Origin of the sequence: Delftia deserti, from assembly GCF_042653485.1 — a bacterium.
Lineage (GTDB): Bacteria > Pseudomonadota > Gammaproteobacteria > Burkholderiales > Burkholderiaceae_C > Comamonas > Comamonas acidovorans.
Window position 1 is genome coordinate 5,209,915 of sequence record NZ_JBHSIH010000001.1, and the last position, 25,927, is coordinate 5,235,841.

Sequence of the window (25,927 nt, forward strand, 5' to 3'; positions counted from 1 at the left end):
GGCAAAGCCCGCGGCCATACGGGGTTGTCGCTGTACGCATTACTACTGCTTGCTTAGCATCGTTGTTATGAGCACCACACATTTCGGATTCCAGTCGGTGGACGAGCGCGAGAAGGCCAGCCGCGTGCGCGGCGTGTTCGACTCGGTCGCTTCGCGCTACGACGTCATGAACGACCTGATGTCGGGTGGTCTGCACCGTGCCTGGAAGGCCTACACGGTGATGGTGGCCAACCTCAAGGAAGGCGACAAGGCACTGGACATCGCGGGTGGCACGGGCGATCTGGCCCTGGCCTTCGCCAAGAAGGTCGGCTCCACCGGCCAGGTGGTGCACACCGATATCAACGAAGCCATGCTGCGCGTGGGCCGCGACCGCCTGATCGACAAGGGCGTCATCCTGCCCACCATGGTCTGCGATGCCGAGGCCCTGCCGTTTCCCGACAACCATTTCGATCTGGTCAGCGTGGCCTTCGGCCTGCGCAACATGACGCACAAGGATGTGGCGCTCAAGGAAATGAACCGTGTCCTGCGCCCCGGCGGCAAGCTGCTGGTGCTGGAGTTCTCCAAGGTGGCCAAGCCCCTGGAGAAGGCCTACGACTGGTACTCCTTCAAGATTCTTCCGGCCATGGGCAAGCTCGTGGCGGGCGATGACGCCAGCTACCGCTATCTGGCCGAGTCCATCCGCATGCACCCCGGCCAGGAGGATCTCAAGCGCCTGATGCAGGAATGCGGCTTCGGCCATGTGGACTATCACAACATGACGGGCGGCATTGCGGCCCTGCATGTGGGAATCAAGTGCTGAGCGCGTGAGGCGTTCGGTGAGGTGACGGCAACACGATTATTCGAGGAGATGACATGAAAAAGCTATGGTCTATGGTCTTGGTCGCGATGCTGGTGGTGGTCCACGGCACGGCCGACGCCAAGCGCATGGGCGGTGGCGGATCGGTGGGCAAGCAGTCGAGCAATGTGACGCAGCGTGAAGCTACGCGCGCGCCGGCGCAGAACACGCCGCCGCAGAACGCCGCCACACAGAACGCTGCGGGCAAGCCTGCAACGCCGCCTGCGGCCGCTCCGGCCAAGAAGCCCTGGGGCGCCATGCTTGGCGGCCTGGCTGCCGGCCTGGGCCTGGCCTGGCTGGCCCACTCGCTGGGCCTGGGCGCCGCCTTCGGCCAGTTCCTGCTGATCGCCCTGCTGGCCCTGGTCATCATGGTCGTCGTGGGCATGGTCATGCGTTCGCGCCGTGCGGCGGCCGGCGCGCAGCAGGCATCGCCCAGCCCCTTCGCCTTCCAGAACGCGGCCCCTGCGGGCGCGGGCAACATGGGTGGCAACGTGGACAGCGCACCGCTGGCACGCCAGTACAACCCCGAGAAGGTCGGCAACGACGCCTCGGCCCGTCCCTGGGAGCAGAACCACCAGCCGGCCGCCCTGGCCTCGGGTTCCGGCGTGCAGATCGGCTCTGCCCTGGCAGGCTCGCAGAACTGGGGTGTGCCTGAAGGCTTCGACACCGAAGGCTTCCTGACGGCCGCCAAGCGCAACTTCGTCACGCTGCAATCGGCATGGGATCGCTCGGACATCGCTTCGCTGCGCGCCATGATGACCGACGAGATGCTGACCGAGATCCGTGGCCAGCTCAGCGAGCGCGAGGTGCAGCGCCCCGGCCAGCCCAACCAGACCGACGTGGTCATGATCGATGCCCAGCTGCTGGGTATCGAGGATCTGGGCAATGACTACATGGCCAGCGTGGAATTCTCCGGAATGATCCGCGAGGACGCCTCGGCAGGCCCCACGCCCTTCCGCGAGGTCTGGAACATGACCAAGCCCAAGAGCGGCAGCAGCGGCTGGCTGGTCGCCGGAGTCCAGGCACTGCAGTAATTTGCAGAGGACCGGCGCAAGCCAGGGATGCGACAGGGGCCACGCCATGGGCTGGCCACTTGTCTCGACCGGATTTGCGTCGGCCGCATCCTCTCACTTCGGGAATAATCGGGGACTATGGCAACACAGTCCCCTTTTTCTTTTCTGAACGGTCTCATGGAACGCGTGATGGCCGGTCCGCAACCGCCGCAATGGCTGGTCAGCGAGGTGCATCAGCGCCTCGTGCTGTTCCTCAACCATGTGCTGATGCAGGAGAAAGAGGCGATGGAGCGCCTCGTGCGGCAAAAGGGCCGCGTGGCGCGCGTGCAGTGGCGCGGCTACTCCATGGCCCTGCAGATCACGCCCGCCGGCCTGTTCAACGTGGCGCCCGAAGGCGCGCAGCCCGACCTGATGCTTGAAGTCACCGAGACCTCCCCGCTGGCCCTGGCCCAGGTGGCCCTGCGCGGCGACAAGCCCTCCATCCGCATCGAGGGCGACGTGCAACTGGCCGCCGACATCAACTGGCTGGTGGACCACGTCGAATGGGACGTGGAGGAAGATCTGGCCCGCATCATCGGCGATGCGCCCGCGCACACCGTGGCCAAGGTCGCGCGCAGTGCCGCCCAGGCTCTGCGCCAGTTCGTGGGTGCCCGCATGGCCGGCAAGCCCGATGCCCCCGCCCCCGAGGCCGCGCGTGCGGCAGCGCCCGCCAGCGCGCCCGTTGGTTCCCCCGTGGTATCCCTGCCCGGTTTCGAGAACGACAAGCCATGAGCCGGTTTCTTCGCGGGCTGACCATCCTCTGGGTGGTGTTCCGCTACGGACTCGACGAACTGGTGCTGTCGAGCTTCGAGCATCCCTGGATGCGCCGCGCACGCGCGGTGCTCACGCTGGGCCGGCGGCTGGACAAGCCGCGCGGCCAGCGCCTGCGCGAGGCCCTGGAGGAACTGGGGCCCATCTTCGTGAAGTTTGGCCAGGTGCTGTCCACGCGCAGCGACCTGATGCCGCCCGACGTGGCCGAGGAACTGGCCCGGTTGCAGGACCGCGTGCCGCCCTTCGATTCTCAGATTGCGGTGGACACCATCGAGCGCGCCTTCCGCAAGAAGCTGGACCAGGTCTTCGTGAGCTTCGAGCGCGAGCCGGTGGCCAGCGCCTCCATCGCCCAGGTGCACTTTGCCGTGATCAGCGACCGCAACGGCGTGCAGCGCGACGTGGCCGTCAAGGTGCTGCGTCCGGGCATGAAGACCGTGATCGACAAGGACCTGGCGCTGATGCACATGATGGCGCGCTGGGTCGAGCGCCTGTCGGCAGACGGCAAGCGCCTCAAGCCCCGCCAGGTCGTGGCCGAGTTCGACAACTACCTGCACGACGAACTGGACCTGATCCGCGAAGCCTCCAACGCCGCGCAGCTGCGCCGCAACATGGAAGGGCTGGACTTGGTGCTGATCCCCGAGGTGTACTGGGATTTCTGCCGCAACGACGTGATGGTCATGCAGCGCATGACCGGCGTGCCCATCAGCCAGGTCGAGCGCCTGCGCGAAGCCGGCGTGGACATCCCCAAGCTGGCACGCGACGGCGTGACCATCTTCTTCACCCAGGTCTTTCGCGATGGCTTCTTTCACGCCGACATGCACCCGGGCAACATCATGGTCAGCCTGGAGCCCGAGACCTTCGGGCGCTATATCTCGCTGGACTTCGGCATCGTCGGCACGCTGACCGAGTACGACAAGGAATACCTGGCGCAGAACTTCACGGCGTTTTTCCGCCGTGACTACAAGCGCGTGGCCGAGCTGCATATCGAAAGCGGCTGGGTGCCGCCGAGCACGCGCGTGGACGAGCTGGAGGCTGCCATCCGCGCCGTCTGCGAGCCGTACTTCGACCGTCCGCTGGCCGAGATTTCGCTGGGCATGGTGCTGATGCGCCTGTTCCAGACCTCGCGCCGCTTTCAGGTGGAGATCCAGCCGCAGCTGGTGCTGCTGCAAAAGACGCTGCTCAACATCGAAGGCCTGGGGCGCCAGCTGGACCCCAACCTGGACCTGTGGAGCACGGCCAAGCCCTTCCTCGAAAAATGGATGCTGGACCAGATGGGCCCGCAACGGCTGTGGCGCGAGCTGCTGGCCGAGGCACCGCGCTATGCCAAGCTCATTCCTGAGCTGCCGCGCCTGATCCATCGCCGGCTCACGCGCAACTCCGGCGAGCACGACGAACTGCTCAAGGAGCTGCTGCAGCAGCAAAAGCTCACCAACCGCCTGCTGCAGGCCATCGTCAGCGCGGGCATCGGCTTTGTCATCGCGCTGATCCTGCTGCAACTGGTGGTGCGGCTGCGCTGGTACTGAGAACACTGACGGGTTTCCGGACCTCTCCCTTTTCCCACTTTGAAACAGGAGTGCCAGCGTGCTGCTCTCTATGGTGATCGCCTACCTGTTCGTGACCATCGCCATCGGCCTGTGGGCGGCCAGGCGGGTCAAGAACACGGCCGACTTCGCAATTGCCGGGCGCCATCTGCCCATGTACATGATCATCACCACCACGTTTGCCACGTGGTTCGGCTCGGAGATCGTGCTCGGCGTGCCCGCCAAGTTCATCGAGGGCGGCCTGCGCGGCGTGGTCGAAGACCCGTTCGGCGCGGGCATGTGCCTGATCCTGGTCGGCCTGTTCTTTGCGGGCAAGCTCTACCGCATGACGCTGCTGACCATCAGCGACTACTACCGTCACCGCTATGGACGGTCCATCGAGATCGTCTGCTCGCTGATCATCATGCTCAGCTACCTGGGCTGGGTCTCGGCGCAGGTCACGGCCCTGGGCCTGGTGTTCAACCTGCTGTCGGGCGGCATGGTCAGCATTCCCATGGGCATGGTCATCGGCGTGGTGTCCATCCTGGCCTATACGCTGTTCGGCGGCATGTGGTCGGTGGCAGTGACGGACTTCCTGCAGATGATCATCCTGGTCGTCGGCCTGGTGGTGCTGGCCTGGTTTGCCAGCGACATGGCTGGCGGCGCCGGCAAGGTCATCGACCTGGCCGTGAGCCGCGATCTGTTCCAGTTCTGGCCCGAGCCCAGCTGGCATGAAATCCTCTTCTTCTTTGGCGCGGCCATCACCATGATGCTGGGCTCCATTCCCCAGCAGGACGTGTTCCAGCGCGTGATGTCGGCCCACAGCGAGAAGGCCGCCACGCGCGGCACCGTCATCGGTGGCTCGGCCTATATCTTCTTCGCCTTCGTGCCCATGTTCCTCGTGGCCAGCGCGCTGATCATCATGCCCGGCGAGACGGCGGAGCTGCTCAAGCAGGACCCGCAGAAGGTGCTGCCCACCCTGGTCATGGACAAGATGCCCTTCGTCATGCAGGTGCTGTTCTTTGGCGCGCTGCTGTCGGCCATCAAATCCTGCGCCTCTGCCACGCTGCTGGCGCCCAGCGTGACCTTCACCGAGAACATCTGGCGCCAGTTCCGGACCCAGGCCAGTGACCGCGAGATGCTGCTGGCCATGCGCATCAGCGTGCTGGTGTTCAGTGTCTGCGTGCTCGCCTATTCCATCCGCATGGAAGGCACGCCCATCTACGAGCTGGTTTCCAGTGCCTACCAGGTCCCGCTGGTCGGCGCCTTCGTGCCCCTGGTCTTTGGCCTGTACTGGAAGCGTGCCACCACGCAGGGTGCCGTTTTCGCTGTGGGATTGGGCATCGGGGTGTGGGTGGTTTTCATGGCCACACCCGCATTGCATGAGGCATTCCCGCAGCAATTGGCAGGTCTGCTGGCAGCAGTGACTGGCATGGTGGCCGGCTCGCTGGCACCGCAATGGATGGCCAACCGCTCCGAGAAGATTCAGGAATTCAGCGCACCCCACCTGAATTGAGCACCGCATGAATGTATGCGATCAGGTTTCTTGTGCATCTGCTTTTGTTGAGCGCTTGCCGTTTGGTGAACCGTTGCTTTGATGGAAAGCTTTGGTCGGCAACAAGGGTTGACTTTGGTTTCTTGGATGGTTCTGCATATTGGCCGCACACAGGGGGCGGCGATTTTTCGCTCGTGAGTGAAGCATCCGCTGTGCCGTGCCTACGCCGGAGTCGGTGCCCGCCACGGGTGTGCCCGCCCTGGTGTGCATGGGCTTGGCCGTCATGCTGACCGGCCTGGGGATGCGGCGGCGCCCGGCACGGCGCTGAACATGGACGCGGCAGGCGCCCCGGCAGCGGGTCTTGCCGGCATGGGCCTTTGGGGGCAAGGCAGCCGCAGTGTCGGGCGGATGCCTATAATCGAAAGTTTTGCATCTTCTCTCGTACAAGCATTAGCGCCATGCCTATTTATGCATACAAGTGTGGCTCCTGCGGTCATGCCAAGGATGTGCTGCGGAAAATCTCGGATGCTCCGCTGACGACCTGCCCGGCCTGCGGGGCCGAGGCCTTTTCCAAGCAGCTGACGGCTGCCGGCTTCCAGCTCAAGGGCTCGGGCTGGTACGCGACCGACTTCAAGAACAGCGGCAGCAAGGGCGCCGCCACGCCGGCTCCAGCGGCCGACACACCGGCCTCGGATACATCTGCCGCACCTGCGGCAACTGCGCCTGCGCCCGCTGCGGCCCCCGCATCTGCTCCCGCACCCTCCACGGGCCATTGATCAAGGCTTGCATTTCATGTCCGCTCTGCGCAAATGGCTGTTCGCCGGCCTGCTGGTGATTGTTCCTCTGGTGATCACGCTGGGCGTGCTCAACTGGATCATCGGCACGCTGGACCAGACGCTGGCCATCCTGCCCGAGGCCTGGCATCCGGACCGGCTGCTGGGTTTCCACATTCCCGGCTTCGGCGTGGTGCTCACGCTGCTGATCCTGCTGGTGGTCGGCGCTGCGGCCAGCAACTTCATCGGCCGCAAGCTTGTCTCCTGGGGCGATGCGGTGGTCAGCCGCATCCCCGTGGTGCGCTCCATCTATTCCAGCGTCAAGCAGGTGTCCGACACCGTGTTCTCGGACAGCGGCAATGCGTTTCGCACGGCCGTGCTGGTGCAATGGCCGCGCGAAGGCGTCTGGACCGTGGCCTTCGTCACCGGCTCGCCCAGCGGAGAGGTTGCTGCCTATCTGCGTGACGAATACCTGAGCGTCTTCGTGCCGACAACGCCGAACCCGACGGGCGGCTATTTCGTCATCGTTCGCAAGAGCGATTGCATCGAGCTGGAAATGAGCGTGGATGCCGCGCTCAAGTACATTGTTTCGATGGGCGTGGTGACTCCTCCGGATCTCACACTGCCCGCGGAATCCAAATAACGAACTGTCGCGCCCGTCCCGGGCGCAGGAAGCTTTTCATCATGGCCATGCGCTCCCACTACTGCGGTCTAGTGACCGAAGCCCTGATGGGCGAAACCGTTACCCTGTGCGGCTGGGTGAACCGTCGCCGCGACCATGGCGGCGTGATCTTCATCGACCTGCGCGACCGCGAAGGCTATGTGCAGGTGGTCTGCGACCCCGACCGTGCCGAGATGTTCAAGACTGCCGAAGGCCTGCGCAACGAGTTCTGCGTGCAGGTCAAGGGCCTGGTGCGCGCACGTCCCGAAGGCACGACCAACGACAAGCTCAAGAGCGGCCAGATCGAAGTGCTGTGCCACGAGCTGAACGTGCTCAACGCCTCGGTCACGCCCCCGTTCCAGCTGGACGACGAGAACCTGTCGGAGACCGTGCGCCTGACCAACCGAGTGCTGGACCTGCGCCGCCCCTACATGCAGCGCAACATGATGCTGCGCTACCGCACGGCCATCCAGGTGCGCAACTTCCTGGACAAGGAAGGCTTCATCGACATCGAAACGCCCATGCTGGGCAAGAGCACGCCCGAAGGCGCGCGCGACTACCTGGTGCCCAGCCGCGTGCACGATGGCGAGTTCTTCGCCCTGCCGCAGTCGCCCCAGCTGTACAAGCAGATGCTGATGGTGGCCGGCTACGACCGCTACTACCAGATCACCAAGTGCTTCCGCGACGAAGACCTGCGCGCCGACCGCCAGCCCGAGTTCACGCAGATCGACTGCGAGACCTCGTTCCTGGGCGAAGAGGAAATCCGCGCCATCTTCCAGCGCATGATCACCGAGGTCTTCAAGACCCAGCTGGACGTGGATCTGGGCGAGTTCCCGATGATGACGTACCAGGATGCGGCCTTCCGCTTCGGCTCGGACAAGCCCGACCTGCGCGTCAAGCTCGAGTTCACCGAACTGACCGAGGTCATGAAGGACGTGGACTTCAAGGTGTTCTCCACCCCCGCCACGACCAAGGGCGGCCGCGTGGTGGCACTGCGCGTGCCGGGCGGCTCGCAGATCTCGCGCGGCGAGATCGACCAGTACACCGAATTCGTCAAGATCTACGGCGCCAAGGGCCTGGCCTGGATCAAGGTCAACGAAGTGGCCAAGGGCCGCGATGGCCTGCAGTCGCCCATCGTCAAGAACCTGCATGACGCGGCCATTGCCGAAATCCTCAAGCGCACGGGTGCCCAGGACGGCGACCTCATCTTCTTCGGCGCCGACAAGGAAAAGATCGTCAACGATTCCATCGGCGCGCTGCGCCTGAAGGTGGGCCACAGCGAATTCGGCAAGGCCAACGGCCTGTTCGAGAACCGCTGGGCGCCGCTGTGGGTGGTGGACTTCCCCATGTTCGAGCACGACGAGGAAAACGACCGCTGGGCGGCCGTGCACCACCCGTTCACCTCGCCCAAGGACGGCCACGAGGAACTCATGGTCACTGATCCGGGCAACTGCCTGGCCAAGGCCTACGACATGGTCCTGAACGGCTGGGAGCTGGGCGGCGGCTCGGTGCGTATCCACCGCGCCGACGTGCAGAGCAAGGTGTTTGACGCGCTCAAGATCTCGCCCGAAGACGCTCGCGCCAAGTTCGGCTACCTGCTGGACGCGCTGCAGTACGGCGCGCCCCCGCACGGTGGCCTGGCCTTCGGCCTGGACCGCCTGATCACGCTGATGACGGGTGCCGACTCCATCCGTGACGTGATCGCCTTCCCCAAGACCCAGCGCGCCCAGGACCTGCTGACGCAGGCACCTTCGCCCGTGGACGAAAAGCAGCTGCGCGAGCTGCACATCCGCCTGCGCAACCCGCTGGCGGCCACCCAGGGCTGAGGACCGGGCCTGGCGGCTTGATACGGACGGCAGAAGCTGGCACAGCTTCTGCCGTTTTTCTTTTTGCGGAGAGCTTTCATGCGTTTTCAAGGCATTGCATCGGTGGCGCTGGCTGTGCTGGCAGGGCTGGGCCTGTCCGGCTGCGGGGAAAAGAAGACCGAGCTGGGGCAGGGCGGCTCGGAGATCACTGGCTCGGCCGGCCCCCTGGGCGCGAACAATGGCTCGCGCGAACTCGTGCGCTGCGACGCGCCCGTGGCCACGCTGGCCCTGGCCGAGAATCCCAACGGCTACATCATGGGGTCGGGCTACCAGTTGCCCGCCTCGCCCGTGCCGCTGATCAAGCTGCTGGCACAGCAAAGCGGCTGCTTCCGCGTGGTGGACCGGGGGGCGGGCCTGCGCGGCACGGTGCAGGAGCAGGACCTGAAGAACGCCGGCGTGCTGCGCGAGAACTCCACGGTGCGCAAGGGCCGGGGCTACGAGGCCCAGTACACGCTGACGCCCAGCCTGACCTTCAGCGAGCAGGACGCGGGCCGGGGCCTGGCCGGCGTGGTCGGCATGATTCCGGTGCTGCGAGACATCGCGGGGCTGGTCGGACTGGTCGAGCAGGTCAAGTTCAAGGAGGCGCAGACCGCGCTGCTGCTGTCGGACAACGAAACCACCGAACAGGTGGCGGCCGCCACGGGTGCCGCCCGCACCACCGATCTGGGCGTGGGCGGCATGGTGCTGGGCCGCCTGGGCGCGGCGGGCGCGGGCTGGAGCAATACCAACGAGGGCAAGGTCATCGCCGCTGCCTTTCTGGATGCGCACAACCAGCTTGTGCATCAGGTACGCGCGCTGCAGGCCAAGGATCTGCCGCCTCCCGTGGCGACCAAAGCGGTCCAGGGCAAGGGCTGATGCCAAGCATGCCCGGCTACAAGATCCCCGAGTCGGTGCTGGTCGTCATCTACCGCGATGACGGGCGGGTGCTGCTGATGCGCCGCACGGCACCGGCGCCTGAGGGCGGGGAGTTCTGGCAGTCGGTGACGGGCAGCAAGGACCATGAGGGCGAGTCCTGGCGCGAGACCGCGGTGCGCGAGGTGCGGGAAGAAACCGGCATCGATGCCGAGGCGCCCGGCTGCCTGCTGCAGGACTGGGCGCTGGAGAACATCTACACCATCTACCCGGCCTGGCAGCACCGCTATGCGCCCGGTGTATGGCACAACCGCGAGAGGGTTTTCGGCCTGCGGATTCCGTCCTACACCCCTGTGTTCTTGAATCCGAGGGAACATACCGCATCTGCTTGGCATCATTGGCATGGCGCTGCCGAGCGCTGCTACTCCCCGTCCAATGCGGAAGCCATCCTGATGCTGCCGCGATTCGCTCCACTGGAGCTGGACTGATCCCGATCCCTGTGTTCCTGACCGCCTATGACTGACAACGTGAAATCCTCCCACGAGGTGGACCCCGGCCCGTCCATACTGCGCGTCGCGACCTACAACATCCACAAGGGCGTGCAAGGCATGGGTCCCGTGCGCCGTCTTGAGATCCACAACCTGGGCCACGCCGTGGAGCAGCTCGATGCCGACATCGTCTGCCTGCAGGAAGTGCGCAAGATGAACCACAAGGAGGCCGCCTACTTCGAGCGCTGGCCCCAGGTGTCGCAGGCGGAGTACCTGGCTCCCCTGGGCTACGAGGCCGTCTACCGCACCAATGCCTACACGCGCCATGGCGAGCACGGCAACGCGCTGCTCACCCGCTGGCCCGTGGTGGGCCACCAGCACGAGGACATCTCCGACCACCGCTTCGAGCAGCGGGGCCTGCTGCATGTGGAGGTGGAGGTGCAGAACCGGCGCGTGCACACCATCGTGGTGCACCTGGGCCTGATCCCCGGCAGTCGCGTGCGCCAGGTCTCCCAGCTCAAGCGCTTCATCGAGCGCGAGGTGCCGCCCGGCGCGCCCGTGGTGGTGGCTGGCGACTTCAACGACTGGGGTGGCCAGATCAAGCGCATGCTCGGCGGTTTCGGTCTGTACGAGTACGACGAATTGCCCAGCGTGCCCACCTATCCCTCGCGCCTGCCGCTGGCCCAGCTGGACCACGTCTACGTGCGCGGCCTCACCCCGCTGGGCCTGCATGTGCCCAAGGGACGCATCTGGTGGCGCATGTCCGACCATCTGCCGCTGATTGCCGAATTCCGCCTCTAGCCCCGGGTTCTGTCACACAAGCCATTCTTTCGCTATTGAAATGATAGCTTTCGGCGCGGGCAGAACCTGCGTTTGGGTGGAAAATCCCTTGCGTGCCATGCCGCGGGTTTCGCTGTTACCATGCCAGCCATGTTCAGAGAACTCGTCGACATGAAACAAGACAGCCAGGCCGAGGGCACCCCCGTCTCGGTCAAGATCCGCGAACGGTTGAAGCAGGCGCAAAAGCGCTTTCATGCGAACGACAACATCTCCGAATTCATCGAGCCCGGTGAACTCGAGCTGTTGCTCGACGAAGTCCAGGACAAGATGCAGGGCGTGCTCGACAGCATGGTCATCGACACCACGCACGACCACAACACGCGCGCCACGGCGCGCCGCGTGGCCAAGATGTATGTCAACGAGGTGTTCCGGGGCCGCTACGTGGCGCAGCCCGCCATCACCGAGTTCCCCAACGCCGAGCACCTCAACGAGCTGATGATCGTCGGCCCGATCACGGTGCGCAGCGCCTGCAGCCACCATCTGTGCCCGGTGATCGGCAAGATCTGGATCGGCGTGCTGCCCAACAAGAACACCAATGTCATCGGCCTGTCCAAGTACGCGCGACTGGTGGACTGGATCATGGGCCGCCCCCAGATCCAGGAAGAGGCCATCATCCAGCTGGCCGACCTGATCCTCGACAAGACCCGCCCCGACGGCCTGGCCGTGGTCATGGAGGCTTCGCACTTCTGCATGTCCTGGCGCGGTGTGCGCGAGATGGACAGCAAGATGCTGAACTCCGTCATGCGCGGCGCCTTCCTCACCAATCCTGAACTGCGCCGCGAGTTCCTCTCGCTGGTGTCCAGCCGCAGGTAAACCCCCGGGGTGGCGTCCTCGGACGCCTCACACAACACCCCAGGCTGCGCAGTGCGCGGCCTTTTTTCTTTCCTGCGCCACGCCCCGCTTTCCCCCGGACCTGCCCATGTCGCTGCAAGCCTTTGCCCTGATCATCGTCGCCGGCCTCATCCATGCCGGCTGGAACATCGTGGCCAAGAAGGCAGGCGGTGATTCGCGCTTTGCCTTCTTCACCTCGGTCATCATGATGGTGATCTGGGCACCGCTGGGCTGGTGGGTGGGGCGCGATGTGGTGCCCACATGGGGGCGCAGCGAATGGCTGGTGGTGCTGGCCAGCGGCCTGCTGCACGTGGCCTACTACGTGACCTTGCTGCGCGGCTACCGCAGCGCGGACCTCACCGTGGTCTATCCGCTGGCGCGCGGCTCGGGGCCGCTGCTGTCGTCCATGGTGGCGGTGGTGTTCCTGGGGGAGCAGATTTCCTCGCTGGGCGTGCTGGGCATTGCCGGCGTGGTGGTTGGCGTGTTCCTGATCGCGGGAGGCCCCGGCCTGCTGCGCGCGCGCCATGATCCCGAAGCCCGCGAACGGCTCAGGATGGGCCTGTGGTACGGCCTGCTGACGGGCGCCTTCATCGCCAGCTACACCGTGGTGGACGGCTATGGCGTGAAGCTGCTGCTGATGTCGCCCATTCTCATCGACTACATGGGCAACTTCGTGCGCGTGTTCCTGCTGGCGCCCGTGGTGCTGCGCGACCTGCCCACGGCCCGGCATCTGTGGCGCGCGCAGTGGCGCTTCGCGGCCCTGGTGGCGCTGATCAGCCCCATCGCCTACGTTCTCGTGCTCTATGCCATGCAGGATGCGCCCATGTCGCACGTGGCGCCTGCCCGCGAGGTCTCCATGCTGTTCGCGGCGCTGATCGGCGGGCACATGCTGCGCGAAGGCGATCGCCTGGCACGCATTGCGGGCGCGGTGTGCATCGCGGTGGGCGTGACCGCGCTGGGCCTGGGCTGAGCGCCATGGCCGCGATGCAGGTTCTGGGCTGCGATTTCAGCAGCCGGCCTACGGCGCGCAAGCCCATCACCATGGCCCTGGGCCATTGGCTGGCTGATGGCCAGGTGGTCCTGCAGGAGTTGCTGGAGTTCGCCTCGCTGCAAGAATGGTCCGCCTGGCTGGCCCGGCCCGCCGACGCCAAGCAGGGCGCCTGGGTGGGTGGCTTCGACCTGCCTTTCGGCCTGCCCCGCGAGCTGGTGGAGCAACTGGGCTGGCCCACGGACTGGGCGGCCTGCATGGACCATTACGCCGGCCTCACGCGCCAGGCCATACGCGAGCAGTTCAAGGCCTTTTGCGCGGCGCGGCCCGCAGGCGGCAAATTCGCGCACCGGGCCACGGACGGGCCTGCCGGTGCCAGCCCTTCCATGAAATGGGTGAACCCGCCCGTGGCCTACATGCTGCATGCGGGGCTGCCCTTGCTGCGCGCGGCCGGCGTACACCTGCCGGGCCTGCAACCGCCCGGCGAAGGCGATGCGCGCCGCGTGGCGCTGGAAGCCTACCCGGGCATGCTGGCGCGCGCCGTGATCGGCCGCCTCAGCTACAAAAGCGACGAACCCGCGCGGCAAACGCCCGAACGCCATCAGGCGCGCGTGCAATTGCTGGCGGCGCTGGAGCGCGGCGACAACCCGCTGGCCCTGCGCCTGCGTATCGACGCAGAAGAAACCCGCAACCAGTTGCTGGCAGACGGCAGCGCAGACCGGCTGGACGCCGCAATCTGCATGCTGCAGGCCGCCTGGGCGGCGGCCCGCCATGTGCAGGGCGATGCGCTCTACGGGCTGCCGCACGACCTGGACCCGCTGGAAGGCTGGATCGTCACGGCGCAAGCCTGACCCAAGCCGCGCTGGAAAATGCGATGAATAGAAAAGAGAGAAGCGATGCCCACCTTTGAAACCTTGCTGGCTTTTTTCGGCGTGGCCGTGCTGCTGGGCCTGAGCCCGGGGCCCGACAACCTGTTCGTGCTCATGCAATCTGCCCAGCGCGGCTGGCGCGTGGGCCTGTGCGTGGTGCTGGGCCTGTGCCTGGGGCTGGTGGTGCACACGGCGGCCGTCGCGCTGGGGTTGGCGGCGCTGGTGGCCGCATCGCCACTGCTGTTCATGGCCATCAAACTGTGCGGAGCAGCCTACCTGACCTGGCTGGCCTGGGGCGCGCTGCGCGCCGTGGCCCGGCCGGGCGAGATGCCGCCCGCTGGCGCAGCCGACCCGCTGACCCCCGCACGGGCGCTGCGCTGGGTGGGGCGTGGCGTGGTGATGAACCTCACCAATCCCAAGGTGCTGATCTTCTTCCTGGCCTTTCTGCCGCAGTTCGCGGACCCCGCGCGCGGCAGCGTGGCCACCCAGGTGATGGTGCTGGGCTGCGTGTTCATGCTGGCGGCGCTGCTGGTGTTCGGCGCCATCGCCTGCTGCTCCGGCTGGTTCGGCGTGCTGCTGCAGCGATCCGTGCGTGCGAAGAACTGGCTCAACCGCGTGGCCGGGCTGGTCTTCCTGGGCATGGCTGTGCGGCTGGCCCTGGTGCAGCGTTAGGAATACTCTGCTTTTCGCTGCGGGCCACGGCGCAAGGGCCGGGCCGTGGCACAGTCCACGCCATGCTTTCCCGATTGCGCAATCTTTCATGGCCTGCCGCCTTGCTGATGGCCGGATTGTCCGGACTGGCCCTGCTGATGGCGGCGGCTTGGCTGGTGGGCAGCCTGTTGAGCCAGCCGGACCACCAGCCTGTCGGCGCGCCGCCTGCGGACTGGCCGGTCCAGAAGCTGCAGTTGCCCACCGACGAGGGCGGGCAGGTCCGAGGCTGGTTCGCCAAGGGGCAGCCGGGCCATGGTGCCGTGCTGCTGCTGCACGGCGTGTACGCCGACCGGCTGGCCATGCTGGCGCGTGCGCGCACGCTCCATCGGCAGGGGTACTCCGTCTGCCTGATCGACCTGCCCGCGCATGGCGAAAGCAGTGGCGAGCGCATCGGCTTCGGCATGGCGGAGGGCGCGGGCGTGCGTGCCGCCATGGCCTATGTGCGGCAACAGCTGCCGGGTGAGAAAGTGGCGGTGATCGGCGTCTCGCTGGGGGGCGCGGCCCTGCTTCTGTCCCATGTGGCGCCGGGGCCGGATGCGGTGGTGCTGGAGTCCGTGTTCCCCGACATCCGGCAGGCCATAGACAACCGCGTGCGCGCGCACATCGGCTGGCTGGCGGACGTGGTCACGCCCTTGCTGGCGTGGCAGTTGCCGCTGCGCCTGCATCTGGAGCTGGCGCAACTGCGTCCCATCGACCATGTGAAGGCGCTGGGCGCTCCCGTGCTGATCGCGGCCGGGCTGCAGGACCGGCACACCACGCCCGCAGAAACCCGCGAGCTGTTCGATGCGGCGCGTGAACCCAAGGCGCTGTGGATGGTGGAGGGCGCCGCACATGTGGACCTGTACGACTACGCGCCCAAGCCCTACGAGCAGCGGGTGCTGGGATTCCTGGATCGATATCTGGGCCATTGATGGAGACAATGGCGGGCAGGCCTTGATCGGCCCATCAGATGCCGTCTCCACCAAGCCCATGCCACAGACCACGGCCCACACCATTGCCATTGCCCAGGTCCTGCAGATCGTGCAGGGCGTGCAGCGCAATGGCATGGATGTGCCAGCCATCCTGCGCCGCGCCGGCATTGCGCCGGCCCTGCTGGATGCGCCGCTGTCGCGCGTGACCCAGGCGCAGTACGCGGCGCTGATCCGCGTGCTGCGCCGCGTCTGCCGCGACGAGTTGTGGGGCCTGTGCCGCCATCCGCTGCCCGTGGGCAGTTTTGCCCAGGCCTGCCGCACCATGCTGCCCTGCCGCACGCTGGGCGAGGCATTGCAGGCCGGGCTGCGTTTCTACCGCCTGGTGCTGCGCGACTTCGCTCCCCGGCTGCAGGTGGTGGATGGCGTGGCCCGCATCGCCATGGTGTCGCTGCGCGAGCGTGATGCGCCGCTGGCCTATGCCGAGCGTTCCTTTTGCTTTCTGGGCTATGGCGTCATGTCCTGGCTGGTGTCGCGCAGGATAGAACTGACGGGCGTGTGTGCGCCGGCCGGAGCCAGCATGCCATATGGCACGGAAGCGCAGCGCCTGTTCCTGGCTCCGCTGCAGCGGGACCGCGACTTCACGGGGCTGGAGTTCGATGCGCGCTGGCTGGAGCTGCCCGTGGTGCAGACCCCGGAGAGCCTGGCCGAATTCCTGGACCAGGCGGCCATGGGCCTGGTGATCCGCTACCGCGACCGCACGCGCCTGGGCGAGCGCATCCGCCGCCTGCTGCGCCGCGATCTGGCGGGGGAGCTGCCTTCGCTGGAGCAGGTGGGCGCCGCGCTGTCCATGACGCCGCAGACGCTGCGCCGCCGCCTGCGCGACGAAGGCCTGGGCTTCCAATCCCTCAAGGACGACCTGCGCCGCGACGCCGCCATCGAATTGCTGAACCTCCCGGATCTGACCCTGGCCGACATCGCGGCCCGCGTGGGGTTTGCGGAGGCCAGCACCTTTCACCGCGCCTTCAAGGGCTGGACCGGCCTGCCGCCGGGCGCCTACCGGCAGGCCCAGCATCGCGGCCGCTGATCTTTTTTGCCAATCATTTTGAGACGATCGGCGATTGGTGGCTGAAGGCCCGGTGGCCACACTGTCCATGGATCCTGCCACTGCGGCAGGGCACACCGCCCCGCCAACGAGGGCGGAGCACCGAAGGACAAGGAGACAAGCCATGGAATCGAGCCGACGCGGCTGCCTGCGGGCAGCGCTGGCATGCGCTGCCAGCGCCTCACTGGGTGCCGCCCTGGGAACGGCATCGCCGATCGCCTTTGCACAGCCGGCAGGCGGTGCCTATCCGTCCAGGCCGCTGCGCATGGTGATTCCCTATCCGGCGGGTGGCGGCACGGACATCATCGGCCGCATCATTGCCCAGCAACTGAGCCAGGCCTGGGGCCAGCCGGTGGTGGTGGAGAACCGGCCGGGCTCCAGCGGCATCATCGGCAACGATGTGGTGGCCAAGTCGGCGCCCGACGGCCATACGCTGCTGCTGGGCATCACGGCCATGATCCAGTCTCCGGCGCTGTACGCCAGGATGCCTTATGACGTGCTCAAGGACTTTGCCCCCGTATCGCAGGTGGCCTTGTCCTCGGACCTGTTCGTGGTGCCGCGCGACGTGCCGGCCACGACGCTGCAGGAGTTCATCGCCCTGGTCAAGGCCCATCCGGGCAAGTACAGCAACGGCAACTACGGCAACGGCACTTCCTCGCACATGCATGGCGAGCTGCTGCGTGCCAGGGCCGGGCTGGATCTGGCGCTGATTCCCTACAAGGGCGCGGCGCCGCTGGTCAACGATGTGCTGGGCGGGCAGCTGTCGTCGGGCTTCATCGATGTGTCCTCGGCCAATGCGCACCTGAAGTCCGACAAGATCCGCATCCTGGCCATCACCGGCATGCAGCGCCATCCGGCGCTGCCCGATGTGCCCACCTTTGCCGAGCTGGGGCTGGCGGGCTTCGAGGCCAATGGCTGGTTTGCCACCTTCGTGGCGGCGGGAACGCCCCGGCCCATCGTGGAGAAGCTCTCGGCCGAGGTGCGGCGCATCGTGGCCTCGCCCGAACTCAGCGGCCGCCTGGCGGCCATGGGGCTGCGCCCGGTAGGCGGTACGCCCGAGGAGCTGGCCTCCGTCATGGCGCGTGACTTGCCGCGCTGGGCGCGCATCGTGAAGGAGGCGGGAATCAGGCTGGAGTAGCCGGCGTTGCTCGTGCCCGTGCCTGTGCCCCGTCTTCGCTGTCGCCACCGTCCTGGCCAGGCTGCAGGGGCTGTGGCCAGGCAGGCTGCGGCGGCCGCAGCTGCTCCAGCACGCGGCTGAGCCGCAGCACGCCCAGGTCGTCAAAGCGGCGGCCCGCGATCTGCACGCCGATGGGCAGCTGCCCGTCATGCCCGCAGGGCACGGACGCGGCGGGCTGCTCGGACATGTTGTAGGGCACGGTGAAGGCAATGTGCTCCAGCGGTCGCAACGGGTCGTTGGTGGGGCTGGGCAGGTGTGCCGGGAAAGCCGTGATGGGCGCCACGGGCGACAGCACATAGTCGAAGGCCGCCGTGGCACGCACCGTGGCCACGCGCAGCAGGTGCGATTGCTGGCTGGCCACGAACAGCTGGGTGGCGGTGATGGACCGGGCACTGTCGGCCCAGTCGCGGATGAAGGGCAGGACCACGCTGCGCTGGGCGTCCGGCAGCGACTGCATTTCCACATGCGAGCGCATGCGCCAGAAATGGTCGAGGCCGTCGAGCATGTCGCGGGTGAGCCAGGGCTGGATGATCTCGATATGGGCGCCGGCCGATTCCAGCCAGGCCGCAGCCTGCTCCACCACGGCACGCACGCGGGGCTGCAGGGGCAGGCCGCAGCCGGCATCCAGCAGCAGGCCTATGCGCAGGCCGCGCACCTGGGCGGGGTCCATGTCGAAGCCGCTCCAGGCAATGTCCTGGTGCGGCAGTCCCATGCTGTCGCGCGCATCGGGCAGGGACAGCGCCTGCATCATCAGCGCGGCATCGGCCACGCTGCGCGTCATGGGGCCGGCGCAGCGGCCGGTATAGGGCGGGTCGATGGGCACGCGGCCCAGGCTGGGCTTGAGGCCGAAGATGCCGCACCAGCCTGCGGGCAGGCGGATGGAGCCGCCAATGTCCGTGCCCACATGCAGCGGCCCGTAGCCGGCCGCCGCAGCGGCGCCCGCGCCTGCGCTGGAGCCGCCCGGCGTCTTGTCCGGATCCCAGGGGTTGAAGGTGTTGCCGTGCAGCGAGGACAGGCCCGAGGACAGCATGCCGTAGTCGGGCATGGTGGTCTTGGCGAAGAGGATGGCGCCTGCCTCGCGCAGCCGTGCTGCGGGCGGTGCGTCCAGCGGGGCGGCGACCTGGGGCGTGGCGGCCGTGCCCACGGGGGTGGGGTCGCCGCGCGTGGCGATGTTGTCCTTGACCGTGGCGGGGACGCCGTCGAGCAGGCCTGCCGGCTCGCCGCGCAGCCAGCGGGCCTCGCTGGCGCGTGCCTGGGCCAGTGCGGCCTCGGGGCGCAGCAGGTAGGTGGCGCCCAGGGCCGGCTCCCAGCGCTGCACATGGGCCAGCAGCTCTTGCATGACCTCGACGGGCGAGAGGCTGCGCTCCCGGTAGGCGCGCAGCAGCGCATGGGCGGGTAGGTCGTGCAGGGCCTGTGTCGTTCCAGTCATCGCGGCTTCCTCGAGGATGGTGGTTCCAGCGGCAGATCTGCCGCAGTGTGGCCCGGGGCCACCGGCGCGCCTGTCGCCTGTGGCTCAGCCGGTGCGCGGTTCAGGCGGTGCGCGGCTCAGGCGGCCCAGGACAGTGCCGAGAGATCGTTGACGAAGATGGGCATGTCCTTCCACAGTCCGCGCAGGTTCTTGTTGGCCACGGTGACCCATTGCGGCGTGTAGAGGAAGGCGTGCACGCAATCCTGGGCCAGCAGGCGCTGGGCATCGCCCAGCAGGCGCGAGCGGTCGGCGGGGCGCGAGGCGTTCTTGATCTTGTCGTACAGCTCGTTGAACTGGGCGGACTCGTAGCCCCAGTAGTAGTCGGGCTTGGCGAAGTTGCCCAGATCGAAGGGCTCGACATGGGAGATCAGCGTCAGGTCGTAGTTCTTGAGGGTGTAGGTGCCCGACAGCCACTGCGCCCATTCGACGTTCTGCAGCTTGGCGCGGATGCCGATCTTGGCCAGCTGCGCGGCAATCACCTCGCCGCCCTGGCGCGCGTAGGGCGTGGGCGGCAGCGTCATGGTCAGCTCCAGCGGGGTCTTGACGCCGGCCTCGGCCAGCAGCGCCTTGGCCTTTTCCACGTCGAAGGGGTTGATGCCCGTGGTGTCCACATAGCCGAAGGCCGTGGGCACGTAGTAGCTGCCGATGGGCAGGCCGTAGCCGTCACCCGCGCCGTCGATCACGGCCTTGCGGTCTATGGCCGCGGCGATGGCGCGGCGCACGCGCGCATCGCCCAGGGGCTTGCGTGCGTTGTTCATGGCCAGGATGGTCTTGGCGCGCGAGCCGCTGACCACGACCTGGAAGCGCCCGTTGGCCTTGAACTGGGCCACGCTGCGCGGCGTCACGCGCGGAAAGGCGTCGACGTCGCCAGCCAGCAGCGCAGCGACCTGGGCCGCAGGGTCGGAGATGAAGCGAAAGCTGGCGCGGCGAATGCGCAGGCCGGAGGCCATGCGGTGCTGCGGCCAGGCCGTGAGCGTGACCGAGGCGCCCTTGCTCCAGTTGCCCAACTGGTAGGGCCCCGTGCCCACGGGGCGCGTGGCGTTGGTGGCCGCGCTCTTGGGCTCGACGATGATGGAAGTCGCCTGGCCGAGCACGAAGAGGAAGTCGGGATCGATGTCCTTGTTGATCACGACCACGGTGTGGTCGTCCACCACGCGCGTGGACAGGGCGGCGAAGGTTCGCTTGTCCTTGTTGGTGCTCTTGTCGTCGCCCGCCCGGTCGAAGGAATACTTCACGCTGTGGGCGTTGCAGGGCTCGCCGTTCTGAAAACTCACGCCCTTGCGCAGGCGGAAGGTGTAGGTCTTGAGGTCGGGCGAGACCTCCCAGCTCTCGGCCAGCAGCGGCGAGACGCTGCCGTCCGGGTTGATCTTGGTCAGCGTCTCGAACAGGTTGTAGAGCACGATCTCGCCGATGGAAGATGCGGCGCCGGCCGTGGGGTCCAGCCCCGGGGGCTCCAGCGTCATCGCCAGCGTGATGCTGTCCTTGCGGCTCTGGGCCAGCGCAGGCCAGGGCATCAGCAGGGGCAGGCCGGCAGCAGCGGAGCTGGCCAGCAGGGAACGGCGGTTGAACATGAACAGGTCTCCGGAAATTCTTGCAAATGGTTCTCGGGCCGCTGTCTGCGGCCTGCAGCAGTGTTTTTACACCACGGCGCACGGGTGCGCGGCCCTGGGGGCCTGGCCCGCGCGGGCGGCCGTCAGCTTTCAGGCCCGGTGCTGCAGGGCGATGCGCGGCACGGCCCGGACCAGGGCCTGCGTATACGGGTGCTGCGGGGCGTGGAACAGCTGCCGCGGCACTCCGCGCTCGACGATGCGGCCCTCGCTCAGCACGATGGCGTCGTCGCACAGGTGCTGGACCACGGCCAGGTCATGGCTGATGAACAGATAGGACAGGCCCAGCTGCTGCTGCAGATCGTGCAGCAGGTTCAGTACCTGGGCCTGCACCGAGACGTCCAGTGCGCTCACGGGCTCATCGGCCACGATGAGGCGGGGCCGCGTGACCAGGGCGCGTGCAATGGCGATGCGCTGGCGCTGGCCGCCGGAGAACTCGTGCGGGTACTTGTCCAGATCCTGTACGCGCAGCCCGACCTGTTCCAGCGTGGCGCGGGCCAGGTCGCGCCGCGCGCTGCGTTCGGGCGGCGCAGGCTGGGCGAGCAGGGGTTCGCAGACGATGTGCTCCACCGTCATGCGCGGGTCCAGCGAGCCGTAGGGGTCCTGGAACACCATCTGGAAATCGCGGCGCGCCATGCGCAGGGCCTGGTTGCCGAGCCTGTGCAGATCCTGGCCCAGCAGCTGCACGCTGCCGGCGCTGGGCGTGTCCAGCGCCATGACCAGGCGTGCCAGCGTGGACTTGCCTGAACCCGACTCGCCCACCACGCCCAGGCTGCGCCCCGCCGTCAGCGTGAAATCCACGCCGCGCAGCGCATGCACCTGCTCCGGCGCGCGCCACAGCGACCGCCGCGGCAGCTGGTAGCTGCGGGCCAGGCCTGTCACTTGCAGCAGGGGCGGATCGGCGGCCGGTGGCGTCTGGACCGGTGGCGCCTGGAGGGGGTGTCCTGTCATGCGCATTCCTGTACAGGCTGGCCCGGTGCCATGGCCTCGGGGCGCCGGCAGCGCACCACATGCGGCTGGGCCCAGGCCTGCAGGGATGCGGGCGTGGGCCGCTGCGGACGCTCCAGTACCAGGGGGCGCGGGCGCTCGCTGTGGCAGGCCGGCTCGGTGAAGCTGCAGCGGCCCGCGAAGGCGCAGCCGGCCGGCAGGTCCACCAGCTCGGGCACGGTGCCGGCGATGGTGGGCAGCCGGGCCGGCGGCAGGCTGCCGGGGGCGGACAGATCCAGCTGGGGCCTGGCCGCGAACAGGCCGCGCGTATAGGGATGGGCGCGACGCGCGAAGATGGCCTCGGTCATGCCGCTTTCGACCACGCTGCCGCCGTACATGACCAGCAACTGCTCCACGTTCTGCGCGATCACGCCCAGGTCGTGCGAGATCAGCAGCAGGGCCATGGAATGCTCGGCCACCAGTTCCTGCAGCAGGTCCAGGATTTGCTGCTGAACGGTCACGTCCAGCGCCGTCGTGGGTTCGTCGGCAATCAGCAGATCTGGCCCGCAGGCCAGGGCCATGGCGATGGTGATGCGCTGGCGCTGGCCGCCAGAGAACTGGTGCGGATAGTCGTCATAGCGCTGGGCCGCACGGGCAATGCCCACGCGCTCCAGCAGCGCCACCGCATGCGCGCGCGCGGCCTGGCGGCCCAGGCGCAGGTGGTGGCGCAACGGCTCGGCCACCTGGCGGCCGATGCCGTGCACGGGGTTCAATGCCGTCATGGGCTCCTGGAACACCATCGCCATGCGATTGCCGCGCAGGCGGCACAGCGCGTTCTCGTCCATGTCCAGCAGCTCCTTGCCGTTGAGCTGGATGCTGCCGTCCACCTGCGCATGCTCTGGCAGCAGGCCCATCAGCGCCAGGGCGGTCAGCGACTTGCCGCAGCCCGACTCGCCGATCAGGCCCAGCGTGGCGCCGCGCTCCAGGATGAACTCCAGGTTCTGCACGGCGCGCGCGCGGCCGCGCGGGGTCTGCAAGGTGATGGTGAGGCCGGAGACTTCGAGCAGGGGCATGCGCGTGCCTTCCTCAGCGCTGGCGCGACAGGCGCGGGTCGAGCAGATCGCGCAGCCCGTCGCCCAGCAGGTTGAGCCCGAGCACCGACAGCGCAATGGCCAGGCCCGGCCACACGGCCAGCAGCGGTGCCTGGAACATGAGGGTCTGCGCCTCGCTGAGCATGCGGCCCCAGGAGGCCTGGGGCGGCTGCGTGCCCAGGCCCAGATAGGACAGGGCGGCCTCGGCCAGAATGGCCAGCGCGAACTGGATGGTGGCCTGCACCACCAGCACCGGCAGGATGTTGGGCAGCACATGGCGCCAGGTGATGCTGGCGCGGCCATGGCCGCAGGCGCGTGCGGCCAGCACGTATTCGCGCGCCCACACGGCCTTGGCCGATGCCCGCGTGATGCGCGCGAAGGTGGGAATGTTGAAGATGCCGATGGCAATGATGGCATTGACGATGCCTGCGCCGAACACGGCCGTGAGCATGATGGCCGACAGCAGCGCGGGAAAGGCAAAGCTGAAATCGGCCAGCCGCATGATGGCCTCTTCCACCCGGCCCCTGCAGGCTGCCGCGACCAGACCCAGCGCCACGCCCATCGACAGCCCGATGCCCACGGCAATCACGCCGACCAGGATGGAGCTGCGCGCGCCCAGGAACAGCAGCGAGGCCACATCGCGCCCATAGGCGTCGGTGCCCAGCCAGTGCAGGGCGCCCGGTGCAGCCAGCTTGGCGTCCATGTCCATGTCGTAGGCAGAGCCCGGCGTCCACCAGAAAGACAGCAGGGCCGTGAGCAGCAGCAGCGCGGTCAGCACCGCTCCCAGCAGGAAGCTGCGGTGGCCCAGCATGCGCCGGCCCGCTCCGGCGGGCGCGCCCAGGGTGACGGCCCGCGTGGTCCGTTGGCCCGGTGGCGGGTTGGAGGGCGAGGGAGAAGGAGGGCTGTGCGGCTGGCTCATACGTCGCTGGCCTCGATGCGCGGATCAATGGCCGCGTACAGCACGTCCACGATGAAGTTGATGACCACCACCATGGCTGCCAGCAGCAGCACGCAGTTGCGCACCACGATCAGGTCGCGGTTGGCGATGGACTGGAAGATCAGCCGGCCCAGGCCCGGCAGGTAGAACACGTTCTCCACCACGATGGTGCCGGCCAGCAACTGGGCGAACTGCAGGCCCATGACCGTGAGCACGGGAATCATGGCGTTGCGCAGCACATGGCCCCAGAGCACGGCACGGCGCGACAGGCCTTTGGCGCGGGCCGTGCGCACGAAGTCCTCGCGCAGCACCTCCAGCACGGCCGAGCGCGTGATGCGCGCCAGGATGGCAGCCTGCACCACGGCCAGCGAGATGGCCGGCAGCAGCAGCGCCTGCAGTGCCTGCAGCGGGCCGCCGCCGTCGGCCTCGCTCCAGCCGGGGAAGCCGCCGGCGGAAAACCATTGCAGCTTCACCGAGAACACCAGGATCAGCAGGATGGCAAACCAGAAATTGGGGATGGCGATGCCGACCTGTGCCAGGCCCATGACGCCCAGGTCGCCCCAGCGGTTGTGGCGCGATGCGGCATAGATGCCGGCGGCCAGTGCCAGCACGGTCGTGATGAGCATGGCCATCACGGCCAGCGGCACGGTGACGGCCAGCCGCTCCAGCACCAGCTCGCTGACCGGTGTGCTGTAGGCGTAGCTCTGGCCCATGTCGCCGTGCAACAGTCCCTGCAGCCACTGCAGGTAGCGCTGCCAGGCCGGCTGGTCCAGGCCCAGCTGCACGGCCAGCGCCTGCACCGCCTCGGGTGCGGCATCGGGGCCCATCAGCGTCTGGGCGGCATTGCCGGGCAGCACCTCCAGCACGCCGAAAACCACGGCCGATGCGCCTAGCAGCGTGGCTGCCAGCATCAGCAGGCGCTTGAGCAGAAAGATGCTCATGGGCAATCGGCCTCGGCAGGGTGGGTGGCGGTCACGTCGGCGGAGTGGGTGGGTTGTTCTTGGAGGGGCCCGAATGGTACTGCGCACGGCCCATGCGCGCAGCATAGCGGCCTTTGACGCGGCAGGGCCCCGATGGACGGGGACGCGGCCGTCGATTTCAGGGCGCCGGGCTTGCCCGTGCAGCCTTCATGCTTATGTGACGGACAGGATAATGGCGGCATGACTGATGCCACCTTGCTGCAAGGCCCGTTCGGGGCGCATGGGCCCGCCCGGCCCGGAGCGTGGCTGGCACTTGCGAGGGACCTGCCATGGCTTTGATGATCACCGACGAATGCATCAACTGCGATGTCTGCGAGCCCGAGTGCCCCAACGATGCGATCTCCATGGGCGAGGAGTACTACGAGATCGAGCACAGCAAGTGCACGGAGTGCGTGGGCCATTTCGATGAGCCCCAGTGCGTGCAGATCTGCCCGGTGGCCTGCATTCCCGTGAATCCCGCCCATGTGGAAGACCGCGAGACGCTGATGCAGAAGTACCTGCGCCTCCAGTCCCGGGCTCCCGCTTCTTCCTGAACGTTCAGCCCTTGTCGCTCTCGGCCGTGGCCGGGCGCACCGGCTTGGGGCGCGGCGGCTTGGTGGTGTGGATCAGCAGGGTTGCCTTGTCCATGTTGCCGGCCTGCAGTTCGGGCCAGGCCTTGAGGGAATGGGCGATGCTGTCCTCGATCAGCTGGCGCTGGTCGGGTGCGGGCTTCTTGAGCACCCAGTTGGCGACTTCGGCCTTGTGCCCCGGGTGGCCTATGCCGATGCGCAGCCGCCAGTAGTCGGCCGAGCCCAGCTGGGCATGGATATCGCGCAGGCCGTTGTGGCCGCCGTGGCTGCCGCCGCGCTTGAGCTTGACCTGGCCGGGCTCGAAGTCCAGTTCGTCATGGACCACGAGGACTTCCTCGGGCTGGATCTTGAAGAAGCGCGCCAGCGCACCCACCGACTTGCCCGACAGATTCATGAAGGTCTGCGGCTGCAGCAGCCAGACGTTCTCGCCGCGCACGCTGGCACGGGCCATGAGGCCGAAGTAGCTGCGCTCGGGCACCAGATGGACCTTGAGTTCGCGCGCCAGCGCATCAATCCACCAAAAGCCCGCGTTGTGGCGGGTGTCCTCATACTCCGGCCCGGGGTTGCCCAGGCCGACAAACAATTTGATCATCGGGCGATTATCTCC

At 67.4% G+C, this 25,927-nt stretch carries 27 protein-coding genes; 19 read left to right on the top strand and 8 right to left on the bottom strand.

The window, feature by feature from the left end; translation table 11 throughout:
• Positions 1-67 precede the first annotated feature (67 nt).
• From ubiE to ACFPFG_RS24705, 5 genes are all read left to right on the top strand, one after another.
• On the top strand, positions 68-799 hold the full coding sequence (gene ubiE, locus ACFPFG_RS24685) for a bifunctional demethylmenaquinone methyltransferase/2-methoxy-6-polyprenyl-1,4-benzoquinol methylase UbiE (protein WP_183020025.1): 732 nt from the start codon (positions 68-70) through the stop codon (positions 797-799).
• A 53-nt stretch (positions 800-852) separates the two neighbouring features.
• Positions 853-1,869, top strand: a complete 1,017-nt coding sequence (locus ACFPFG_RS24690; protein ID WP_183020024.1) for a Tim44 domain-containing protein — start codon at positions 853-855, stop codon at positions 1,867-1,869.
• 117 nt (positions 1,870-1,986) lie between these two features.
• Positions 1,987-2,619 (top strand): ubiquinone biosynthesis accessory factor UbiJ, encoded by a 633-nt coding sequence (locus ACFPFG_RS24695; protein WP_183020023.1) that lies wholly within the window; start codon positions 1,987-1,989, stop codon positions 2,617-2,619.
• A complete protein-coding gene (gene ubiB / locus ACFPFG_RS24700) occupies positions 2,616-4,181 on the top strand; it encodes a ubiquinone biosynthesis regulatory protein kinase UbiB (protein WP_183020022.1) in 1,566 nt (521 codons plus the stop codon). The genes ACFPFG_RS24695 and ubiB overlap by 4 nt, the downstream gene beginning before the upstream one ends.
• 58 nt (positions 4,182-4,239) lie before the next feature.
• Positions 4,240-5,694: a high affinity choline transporter 1 gene (locus ACFPFG_RS24705; protein ID WP_183020021.1), complete on the top strand. Its 1,455-nt coding sequence runs from the start codon at positions 4,240-4,242 to the stop codon at positions 5,692-5,694.
• Between the two features lie 21 nt (positions 5,695-5,715).
• Here ACFPFG_RS24705 and ACFPFG_RS24710 read toward each other — a convergent pair whose 3' ends face one another.
• Positions 5,716-5,958: a hypothetical protein gene (locus tag ACFPFG_RS24710; protein ID WP_312372637.1), complete on the bottom strand. Its 243-nt coding sequence runs from the start codon at positions 5,956-5,958 to the stop codon at positions 5,716-5,718.
• A gap of 173 nt (positions 5,959-6,131) precedes the next feature.
• Here ACFPFG_RS24710 and ACFPFG_RS24715 point away from each other — a divergent pair, with 173 nt between their 5' ends.
• From ACFPFG_RS24715 to ACFPFG_RS24775, 13 genes are all read left to right on the top strand, one after another.
• Entirely contained in the window at positions 6,132-6,449 is a 318-nt protein-coding gene (locus tag ACFPFG_RS24715) for an FmdB family zinc ribbon protein (protein ID WP_183020019.1), read from the top strand.
• 16 nt (positions 6,450-6,465) lie between these two features.
• A complete protein-coding gene (locus tag ACFPFG_RS24720) occupies positions 6,466-7,089 on the top strand; it encodes a DUF502 domain-containing protein (protein ID WP_012207252.1) in 624 nt (207 codons plus the stop codon).
• Between the two features lie 41 nt (positions 7,090-7,130).
• A complete protein-coding gene (gene aspS / locus ACFPFG_RS24725; RefSeq protein ID WP_183020018.1) occupies positions 7,131-8,933 on the top strand; it encodes an aspartate--tRNA ligase in 1,803 nt (600 codons plus the stop codon).
• A gap of 78 nt (positions 8,934-9,011) precedes the next feature.
• Positions 9,012-9,827 carry a CsgG/HfaB family protein gene (locus ACFPFG_RS24730; RefSeq protein ID WP_380108674.1) on the top strand — a complete coding sequence of 272 codons (816 nt, stop codon included), beginning with the start codon at positions 9,012-9,014 and terminating at the stop codon, positions 9,825-9,827.
• 8 nt (positions 9,828-9,835) lie between these two features.
• On the top strand, positions 9,836-10,312 hold the full coding sequence (gene nudB, locus ACFPFG_RS24735; RefSeq protein ID WP_374618010.1) for a dihydroneopterin triphosphate diphosphatase: 477 nt from the start codon (positions 9,836-9,838) through the stop codon (positions 10,310-10,312).
• Positions 10,313-10,339: 27 nt separating this feature from the next.
• Complete coding sequence (locus ACFPFG_RS24740; protein WP_012207248.1) at positions 10,340-11,113, top strand: endonuclease/exonuclease/phosphatase family protein; 774 nt, start codon at positions 10,340-10,342, stop codon at positions 11,111-11,113.
• Positions 11,114-11,242: 129 nt separating this feature from the next.
• Positions 11,243-11,965 carry a GTP cyclohydrolase I gene (folE, locus tag ACFPFG_RS24745; RefSeq protein ID WP_013800846.1) on the top strand — a complete coding sequence of 241 codons (723 nt, stop codon included), beginning with the start codon at positions 11,243-11,245 and terminating at the stop codon, positions 11,963-11,965.
• Positions 11,966-12,071: 106 nt separating this feature from the next.
• Positions 12,072-12,953, top strand: a complete 882-nt coding sequence (locus ACFPFG_RS24750; RefSeq protein WP_183020014.1) for an EamA family transporter — start codon at positions 12,072-12,074, stop codon at positions 12,951-12,953.
• A 14-nt stretch (positions 12,954-12,967) separates the two neighbouring features.
• Entirely contained in the window at positions 12,968-13,822 is an 855-nt protein-coding gene (locus ACFPFG_RS24755; protein ID WP_380110329.1) for a DUF429 domain-containing protein, read from the top strand.
• Between the two features lie 45 nt (positions 13,823-13,867).
• Positions 13,868-14,512 (top strand): LysE family translocator, encoded by a 645-nt coding sequence (locus tag ACFPFG_RS24760; RefSeq protein ID WP_183020013.1) that lies wholly within the window; start codon positions 13,868-13,870, stop codon positions 14,510-14,512.
• Between the two features lie 107 nt (positions 14,513-14,619).
• The gene (locus tag ACFPFG_RS24765) at positions 14,620-15,462 is read left to right on the top strand and encodes an alpha/beta hydrolase (RefSeq protein WP_380108677.1); all 843 of its coding nucleotides are present in this window, start codon (positions 14,620-14,622) and stop codon (positions 15,460-15,462) included.
• A 58-nt stretch (positions 15,463-15,520) separates the two neighbouring features.
• On the top strand, positions 15,521-16,546 hold the full coding sequence (locus ACFPFG_RS24770) for an AraC family transcriptional regulator (protein ID WP_380110331.1): 1,026 nt from the start codon (positions 15,521-15,523) through the stop codon (positions 16,544-16,546).
• A 142-nt stretch (positions 16,547-16,688) separates the two neighbouring features.
• On the top strand, positions 16,689-17,702 hold the full coding sequence (locus ACFPFG_RS24775; RefSeq protein ID WP_380108679.1) for a Bug family tripartite tricarboxylate transporter substrate binding protein: 1,014 nt from the start codon (positions 16,689-16,691) through the stop codon (positions 17,700-17,702).
• Here the strand turns inward: ACFPFG_RS24775 and ACFPFG_RS24780 are convergent.
• From ACFPFG_RS24780 to ACFPFG_RS24805, 6 genes are all read right to left on the bottom strand, one after another.
• Complete coding sequence (locus tag ACFPFG_RS24780) at positions 17,689-19,170, bottom strand: amidase (RefSeq protein ID WP_380108680.1); 1,482 nt, start codon at positions 19,168-19,170, stop codon at positions 17,689-17,691. The genes ACFPFG_RS24775 and ACFPFG_RS24780 overlap by 14 nt on opposite strands.
• A 116-nt stretch (positions 19,171-19,286) precedes the next feature.
• Positions 19,287-20,780: an ABC transporter substrate-binding protein gene (locus tag ACFPFG_RS24785; protein ID WP_183020004.1), complete on the bottom strand. Its 1,494-nt coding sequence runs from the start codon at positions 20,778-20,780 to the stop codon at positions 19,287-19,289.
• Between the two features lie 129 nt (positions 20,781-20,909).
• Positions 20,910-21,767: an ATP-binding cassette domain-containing protein gene (locus tag ACFPFG_RS24790; protein WP_380108682.1), complete on the bottom strand. Its 858-nt coding sequence runs from the start codon at positions 21,765-21,767 to the stop codon at positions 20,910-20,912.
• The gene (locus tag ACFPFG_RS24795; RefSeq protein ID WP_380108684.1) at positions 21,764-22,816 is read right to left on the bottom strand and encodes an ABC transporter ATP-binding protein; all 1,053 of its coding nucleotides are present in this window, start codon (positions 22,814-22,816) and stop codon (positions 21,764-21,766) included. The genes ACFPFG_RS24790 and ACFPFG_RS24795 overlap by 4 nt, the downstream gene beginning before the upstream one ends.
• Before the next feature lie 13 nt (positions 22,817-22,829).
• Positions 22,830-23,753: an ABC transporter permease gene (locus tag ACFPFG_RS24800; protein ID WP_380108686.1), complete on the bottom strand. Its 924-nt coding sequence runs from the start codon at positions 23,751-23,753 to the stop codon at positions 22,830-22,832.
• Positions 23,750-24,712 (bottom strand): ABC transporter permease, encoded by a 963-nt coding sequence (locus ACFPFG_RS24805; protein ID WP_380108688.1) that lies wholly within the window; start codon positions 24,710-24,712, stop codon positions 23,750-23,752. Before ACFPFG_RS24805 ends, ACFPFG_RS24800 begins: the two co-directional genes overlap by 4 nt.
• A gap of 308 nt (positions 24,713-25,020) precedes the next feature.
• On the opposite strand from ACFPFG_RS24805, the gene ACFPFG_RS24810 reads away from it, so the two are divergent.
• On the top strand, positions 25,021-25,284 hold the full coding sequence (locus tag ACFPFG_RS24810; RefSeq protein WP_183019999.1) for a YfhL family 4Fe-4S dicluster ferredoxin: 264 nt from the start codon (positions 25,021-25,023) through the stop codon (positions 25,282-25,284).
• 4 nt (positions 25,285-25,288) lie between these two features.
• Here the strand turns inward: ACFPFG_RS24810 and pth are convergent, their stop codons facing one another.
• Complete coding sequence (gene pth, locus ACFPFG_RS24815) at positions 25,289-25,912, bottom strand: aminoacyl-tRNA hydrolase (protein WP_192366175.1); 624 nt, start codon at positions 25,910-25,912, stop codon at positions 25,289-25,291.
• Positions 25,913-25,927: the final 15 nt, after the last annotated feature.

Bases quoted from the DNA above. Each gene is read 5' to 3' on its own strand.
- ACFPFG_RS24790 (WP_380108682.1), bottom strand. From the start codon at position 21,767: ATGACAGGACACCCCCTCCAGGCGCCACCGGTCCAGACGCCACCGGCC.
- ACFPFG_RS24785 (WP_183020004.1), bottom strand. From the start codon at position 20,780: ATGTTCAACCGCCGTTCCCTGCTGGCCAGCTCCGCTGCTGCCGGCCTG.
- aspS (WP_183020018.1), top strand. From the start codon at position 7,131: ATGGCCATGCGCTCCCACTACTGCGGTCTAGTGACCGAAGCCCTGATG.
- ACFPFG_RS24780 (WP_380108680.1), bottom strand. From the start codon at position 19,170: ATGACTGGAACGACACAGGCCCTGCACGACCTACCCGCCCATGCGCTG.
- ACFPFG_RS24760 (WP_183020013.1), top strand. From the start codon at position 13,868: ATGCCCACCTTTGAAACCTTGCTGGCTTTTTTCGGCGTGGCCGTGCTG.
- ACFPFG_RS24805 (WP_380108688.1), bottom strand. From the start codon at position 24,712: ATGAGCATCTTTCTGCTCAAGCGCCTGCTGATGCTGGCAGCCACGCTG.
- ACFPFG_RS24710 (WP_312372637.1), bottom strand. From the start codon at position 5,958: ATGACGGCCAAGCCCATGCACACCAGGGCGGGCACACCCGTGGCGGGC.
- ACFPFG_RS24795 (WP_380108684.1), bottom strand. From the start codon at position 22,816: ATGCCCCTGCTCGAAGTCTCCGGCCTCACCATCACCTTGCAGACCCCG.
- ACFPFG_RS24730 (WP_380108674.1), top strand. From the start codon at position 9,012: ATGCGTTTTCAAGGCATTGCATCGGTGGCGCTGGCTGTGCTGGCAGGG.
- ACFPFG_RS24720 (WP_012207252.1), top strand. From the start codon at position 6,466: ATGTCCGCTCTGCGCAAATGGCTGTTCGCCGGCCTGCTGGTGATTGTT.
- ACFPFG_RS24750 (WP_183020014.1), top strand. From the start codon at position 12,072: ATGTCGCTGCAAGCCTTTGCCCTGATCATCGTCGCCGGCCTCATCCAT.
- nudB (WP_374618010.1), top strand. From the start codon at position 9,836: ATGCCCGGCTACAAGATCCCCGAGTCGGTGCTGGTCGTCATCTACCGC.
- pth (WP_192366175.1), bottom strand. From the start codon at position 25,912: ATGATCAAATTGTTTGTCGGCCTGGGCAACCCCGGGCCGGAGTATGAG.
- ACFPFG_RS24810 (WP_183019999.1), top strand. From the start codon at position 25,021: ATGGCTTTGATGATCACCGACGAATGCATCAACTGCGATGTCTGCGAG.
- ACFPFG_RS24690 (WP_183020024.1), top strand. From the start codon at position 853: ATGAAAAAGCTATGGTCTATGGTCTTGGTCGCGATGCTGGTGGTGGTC.
- ACFPFG_RS24740 (WP_012207248.1), top strand. From the start codon at position 10,340: ATGACTGACAACGTGAAATCCTCCCACGAGGTGGACCCCGGCCCGTCC.
- folE (WP_013800846.1), top strand. From the start codon at position 11,243: ATGTTCAGAGAACTCGTCGACATGAAACAAGACAGCCAGGCCGAGGGC.
- ubiB (WP_183020022.1), top strand. From the start codon at position 2,616: ATGAGCCGGTTTCTTCGCGGGCTGACCATCCTCTGGGTGGTGTTCCGC.
- ubiE (WP_183020025.1), top strand. From the start codon at position 68: ATGAGCACCACACATTTCGGATTCCAGTCGGTGGACGAGCGCGAGAAG.
- ACFPFG_RS24755 (WP_380110329.1), top strand. From the start codon at position 12,968: ATGCAGGTTCTGGGCTGCGATTTCAGCAGCCGGCCTACGGCGCGCAAG.
- ACFPFG_RS24800 (WP_380108686.1), bottom strand. From the start codon at position 23,753: ATGAGCCAGCCGCACAGCCCTCCTTCTCCCTCGCCCTCCAACCCGCCA.
- ACFPFG_RS24770 (WP_380110331.1), top strand. From the start codon at position 15,521: ATGCCACAGACCACGGCCCACACCATTGCCATTGCCCAGGTCCTGCAG.
- ACFPFG_RS24715 (WP_183020019.1), top strand. From the start codon at position 6,132: ATGCCTATTTATGCATACAAGTGTGGCTCCTGCGGTCATGCCAAGGAT.
- ACFPFG_RS24765 (WP_380108677.1), top strand. From the start codon at position 14,620: ATGGCCGGATTGTCCGGACTGGCCCTGCTGATGGCGGCGGCTTGGCTG.
- ACFPFG_RS24695 (WP_183020023.1), top strand. From the start codon at position 1,987: ATGGCAACACAGTCCCCTTTTTCTTTTCTGAACGGTCTCATGGAACGC.
- ACFPFG_RS24775 (WP_380108679.1), top strand. From the start codon at position 16,689: ATGGAATCGAGCCGACGCGGCTGCCTGCGGGCAGCGCTGGCATGCGCT.